We start from the raw sequence: 4,285 nt of genomic DNA on the forward strand, positions 1-4,285 counted from the left end.
CGAACGATCGGGTCTTTCTCCGCGCCTTCACCCAACCGGTCCTTATGCAACAGGTAGCGCGTGATCGCCCGGTGCCAGCCGACCACGATGCCAAAACGCTGTTGCAGCGGCAGGTAACCACGTTGCTGCAGGAATCCGTCGATGAAGGACCGGGCATCGCTCACCGCACTGTCGATGACCTCTACAGCGGCGTTGCCGACCTCGATCTCCTCCGGCGTCCACTGGTCCACCGGCAAGCCGCGCAGCAAGGCATCGAGCAGCTCGGTCTGGACCGCACGGTACTGCTGAGGCGTCGCGGCCTGGGACAACTCTTCCGCCCCAGGCCGTTCGGCCAGCTCCGGTAACGTGATGTACACAGCCACCTCAGCAGCCCTCGGGCTGAGCGATGGCGCGCACCAGGGCCATGACACCCGTCTGGATGTCGGTCTTGGCGATCGCAGCCCAGCGCAACGGCTCTGCAGCCAGGAAGCGACGAAGCTCGACACACTCCGGGCTCGACTCATGCTCAGGTGCCAGCTTCGACGCCTTTGCGGCGGCCTGCTTAACCTCCAGGTCCGTACTCAGCCGGCCGGCCAACGCGGCCTGCAATGCCAGCAGTTCCGCGCCTACGGCCTTGACACGGTTCATCAGGTCGATGTCGTCCTGAGTCAACTCGCGATAGCCGGCGATCTTGCGGTGCTGGTTGTCCATCACAGCACCTCTGGAACGATCGCGCCGATGGGCAGGAGCTGGTCCGCCTGATCGCTGTTCAGCAGAATGCTGTCGCCAAAGGTGTAGGACTCACCGTCGTGATCCAGGCGTTCGCGTTTGACGATGTAGCGGTTCTTTTCGCCGACACCCTCGGTGTTGGGTGCATCCTGGTCGTTGCTCGTTTTACGGGCCATGAGATAGAAACTCCGAGGGCGACCCGAACGGCCGCCCAGTTGAGGGTTAAGCCGCGACGGCGTTCTCGAAGAAGAAGCCGAGGTCCGGTGCGGTGACCAGTTCCTTGACCGATTCACCAACACGGACGCGCTGACCACCGCGCAGGCCGATGTTCGGGTCGGCGATCGAACCGGACACGCGATCGCCCCACTGGCCGGTCAAGCCGAAGGTGGTGCCGTTGCGGGTATCGGCCAGGCGGTCGCGATAGATGAAGGACGCATGCGGCCCCCAGGCCCGAATCAGGCTCGGGTTCTGTCCCGGCCGGGCGATGTTCAGCCGTGCTTCGCCGACGTAGATCGCCTCCAGCTCAAGCAGCTCCTGCAGGAAGGCCATCGGCACCATGCCCTCGTCGCCGAGCGTGCCGTTGTATGCCTTCACGATCTTCGGGTGACGGCGCAGGATGGTGGCGGTGCGGCGGCCCAGGACGCCGATGTTCGGGCGCAGGATGACGCTGTCCAGGGCGTCGGTGATCTCCGGCAGCGGGTTGCTGGCCGGGTCGCTCCATTGATCGGTGCCAGACAGTGTCCTTTTGTTGCCCGCGGCATAGCTGTTGGGGTTGAAAACCAGCTTGGAAGTCCGAGCTTCGCGATCGAGCAGGATCAGGTTGGTGGTCTGCTCGGTGGCGTGGCCCAGGGGGTTGTAGTTCGTCGGCGCGTTGTCGATATCCGCCTGCGGCACCGGGGCGTCCAGGCCGTGGTCCTCGGTGCTGCTGGTTTCGTCGGTGGCGCTAAACTCCACTTCGTTCGGCTTGGACTTACGGCCGACCAGGGTTTCCGGCACGGTGAAGCCCTGGGCGAGGTCGTACTTCCAGTACTTGAACTCTTGCTTGCCGACCGGTACGCGCGGCAGAACCTCGTCTGCGATCATCCGGCCGTTGCGGTAGGCGATGGCGATCGCCGTCAGTTCGGGATCGATGGGAAATGGTGCATTGCTCATGGAGCGCTCCTTCAGGCTACCGGCAGAACGGCCGGGGCGATGTAGACGGACCCGATATCACCCGCGACGCCGCTGAGTTCAGCGAAGCCGATGATGTAAGTGGTGGCGGCCGGCGGCAGCGTCGCGGCAACCGCTCGCCCCTGGGCGTCGGCCGTCAGCGCATCACCGCGAGTGACGTTGCCGCCGTACTCGACCGGCGCCAGGCCGGAACGGATGACGTCGAAGACCGCACCGTCGGCGGCGGGAATTTCGGTGCTGATGCCGATCAGCAGCGCAGTGCTACCGGCAGCCTGGGCGGCCAGGCCGTCCGAGCTGCCATGAATCACGATGCGGCGGGCGGCGATGGCGCCGCTGGCACGTTTGGCGGCGATGAGTCCGGGAATGTTCATGGCCTACTTGGCTCCCTTGGTGATGTGGGTAACGGCCTCGGTCGTGCTGATATGGCGTCCGGCCTGGCGTTGTTCTTCCTGGTAGGTCTGCGCTCGCGCTGCAATGGCGTGAGCACTGCCGAAGCTCAGGTCGCCGACGGCGCCGGACTTCTCGGAGAACTCGATCTGCTTGGGCAGTTCGGCCAGCAGGCTGCGCAGCACCTCGGCCGCCGGTTTGGTGACCTGGCCGTCGCCCTCGGCGAACTCCAAGGGCGCGTCGGCAGGCAGGTTCACCAGCAGCTCGATCACCGCCGCTTTCTGGCGCGGCAGCAACTGGCCGCTCTTGACCAGACCTTCGGCGAACTCGGCGATTTCGTTGCGGTGTTCCTGGGCCTTCTGCTGGGCCATCTCCGCTTCGCGGGTGGCCAGTTGTTGCTCGCGCTCGTCGAGCTGGCGTTGGCGCTCGTCGAGCGCAGCTTCGTCAGACATGGTCGTGTCCTGTTGTGAGGGATGAGAGGTCCGGTCAGCCTCTGCCGCTGACGCGGAAGCACCGTCGGATGGGGTGACGGTGCCCTGCGGCTCTTGCGCAGCGGCGGCAGAGGCCGCTGCGCTGTCAACGCCTTCTTCTATTACGGGTTCGGAGAACAGGGCCGAGGCCTGCGCAGTAGCGCCCTGGGCGGAGCCTCGGCGGGCGTCTTCCTCGATCGAGGACAACTGCCACTGCGGGATGAGCTGGTCGGCCCGCTCGGCGCCTTCGCGCTCGACGAAGAAATCGCGCAGGCGGCGCAGGATGTCGGTCAGCCCGGTGACCGCGTAGGGGGCTTCCGCGAACTCGATGGCCAGGGCGCCGTCATCCTCGGCGAAGTTAAAGGGAGCATCAGGAATGCCTTTGATGGCCGGCGGCACGGCACCGAGGAAGCCGATATGGCGCAAGTAGTGCTTGCCCGGAACCGGGTTGCCTGGTGAGTCCGGCAGGTACACCGAAGCGCTGCGCTTCTTGTACATCTTGCGGTTCGCGGCTTCTGCGAACTCGGGGACCACCTGGTGCGGCTCGGCATAGAGCATGCCCTCGCGCACCTCTAGGCCCTTGGCCCAGCCGTAGGCCGGTGCATTGAGCTTGGGATGACCGATGACGAGAGGGGCCTCGCTGAGCGCCGGATCGTAGGTCGCGGCGATCTCCTGCAGGATGGCCTCGGTGAACTCCACCGGGCGACCATCGAGAGCGACGTGCCGGCCGGCGGGGAGGATTGGCAGAGTGGCGGTTGGCTTTTTCATGCCGCCCAGAGTGAGGCGGCAGAACTGGACGATCTTTGTCGCAATCGAAAATTGGGACAGAGGCCGCGCTGGGGAGGCTTTTCTACGAAACCACGCCAACGGGCACCGTGGCAACCCCAGTAGGGCGATTTATAAAGCGTCAGCAAGGCCCGTAGAGGGGCGTAGGCCAACGAAGATAGACCTACGCCCTCGTTTGGTCCGCCAGGGGCCTAGAAACGCTAATTCTGCAAGGTTGAGTTTATGAGGCTCATGACTCGCTGCAGCAGTTGGGCATCGTCAGTATCCGACGTGCCCAGCCAGGGCCTGGCTGGCATGGTGATCGTGTAGGGGCCGATGCGTACGTCCTGGGCGAAGTTGCTGCGGCGTTTCGGGACGAACTGTCGACCGACCTCGCCAGTACGCTCATTCATCCTGAAGTAAACCGTGCTCTGCTTCTCCTGACGCTGGATCGTACCGCCGAACTGGTGGATGGCACCGTACGGGCGATCGGTACCGAACAACAAGATATCCCCTTCAACCTGGCCGCGCAGTGACCCTCGCAGTAATCCCTCGGATGTCAGGATCTTGTCCCTGTTTCTCCGCTTGCGAGCCAGGTAGCGAGGCGACAGTGCCGTCCAGGGCGTGCCGTCAGGAGCCTGCTGGGCACGGAAGCGCGCCTGGTGAATGCGCAGCAACGGTTCGATCAGGTCTTCGAGGATCAGGGAGGGATCGCGCAGAGTCGCGGCCGCCGCGCTCAGTGCCTGTGTCACCTGCTGGCTGTCGAACTCCAGCTCGATACGTGC

At 64.6% G+C, this 4,285-nt stretch carries 7 protein-coding genes; all 7 read right to left on the reverse strand.

The features are described 5' to 3' along the window. On the reverse strand, positions 1 to 362 hold a 362-nt coding region (locus tag JHD77_RS28445), incomplete at its 3' end, for a phage protein Gp36 family protein (protein ID WP_223697287.1). Position 363: 1 nt separating this feature from the next. Then, positions 364 to 690 (reverse strand): Acb2/Tad1 domain-containing protein, encoded by a 327-nt coding sequence (locus JHD77_RS28450; protein WP_003094258.1) that lies wholly within the window; start codon positions 688 to 690, stop codon positions 364 to 366. Beyond that, positions 690 to 884, reverse strand: coding sequence for a hypothetical protein (locus tag JHD77_RS28455; protein WP_003094256.1), 195 nt, complete (start codon positions 882 to 884; stop codon positions 690 to 692). The genes JHD77_RS28450 and JHD77_RS28455 overlap by 1 nt, the downstream gene beginning before the upstream one ends. 46 nt (positions 885 to 930) lie before the next feature. Further along, positions 931 to 1,860, reverse strand: coding sequence for a hypothetical protein (locus JHD77_RS28460; protein WP_003139975.1), 930 nt, complete (start codon positions 1,858 to 1,860; stop codon positions 931 to 933). 11 nt (positions 1,861 to 1,871) lie between these two features. After that, positions 1,872 to 2,249 (reverse strand): capsid cement protein, encoded by a 378-nt coding sequence (locus JHD77_RS28465; RefSeq protein WP_023102437.1) that lies wholly within the window; start codon positions 2,247 to 2,249, stop codon positions 1,872 to 1,874. Between the two features lie 3 nt (positions 2,250 to 2,252). Continuing rightward, positions 2,253 to 3,503: a peptidase gene (locus JHD77_RS28470; RefSeq protein WP_223697285.1), complete on the reverse strand. Its 1,251-nt coding sequence runs from the start codon at positions 3,501 to 3,503 to the stop codon at positions 2,253 to 2,255. A 218-nt stretch (positions 3,504 to 3,721) separates the two neighbouring features. Beyond that, positions 3,722 to 4,285: phage virion morphogenesis protein (locus JHD77_RS28475; RefSeq protein ID WP_223697284.1), on the reverse strand; the 564-nt coding region annotated here is incomplete at its 5' end.

The sequence above is a fragment of the Pseudomonas sp. P20 genome (assembly GCF_016463925.1).
Lineage (GTDB): Bacteria > Pseudomonadota > Gammaproteobacteria > Pseudomonadales > Pseudomonadaceae > Pseudomonas > Pseudomonas aeruginosa.

Excerpts from the sequence above, each read along its gene's own strand:
- JHD77_RS28465 (WP_023102437.1), bottom strand. The coding sequence starts at position 2,249 with ATGAACATTCCCGGACTCATCGCCGCCAAACGTGCCAGCGGCGCCATC.
- JHD77_RS28470 (WP_223697285.1), bottom strand. The coding sequence starts at position 3,503 with ATGAAAAAGCCAACCGCCACTCTGCCAATCCTCCCCGCCGGCCGGCAC.
- JHD77_RS28460 (WP_003139975.1), bottom strand. The coding sequence starts at position 1,860 with ATGAGCAATGCACCATTTCCCATCGATCCCGAACTGACGGCGATCGCC.
- JHD77_RS28455 (WP_003094256.1), bottom strand. The coding sequence starts at position 884 with ATGGCCCGTAAAACGAGCAACGACCAGGATGCACCCAACACCGAGGGT.
- JHD77_RS28450 (WP_003094258.1), bottom strand. The coding sequence starts at position 690 with ATGGACAACCAGCACCGCAAGATCGCCGGCTATCGCGAGTTGACTCAG.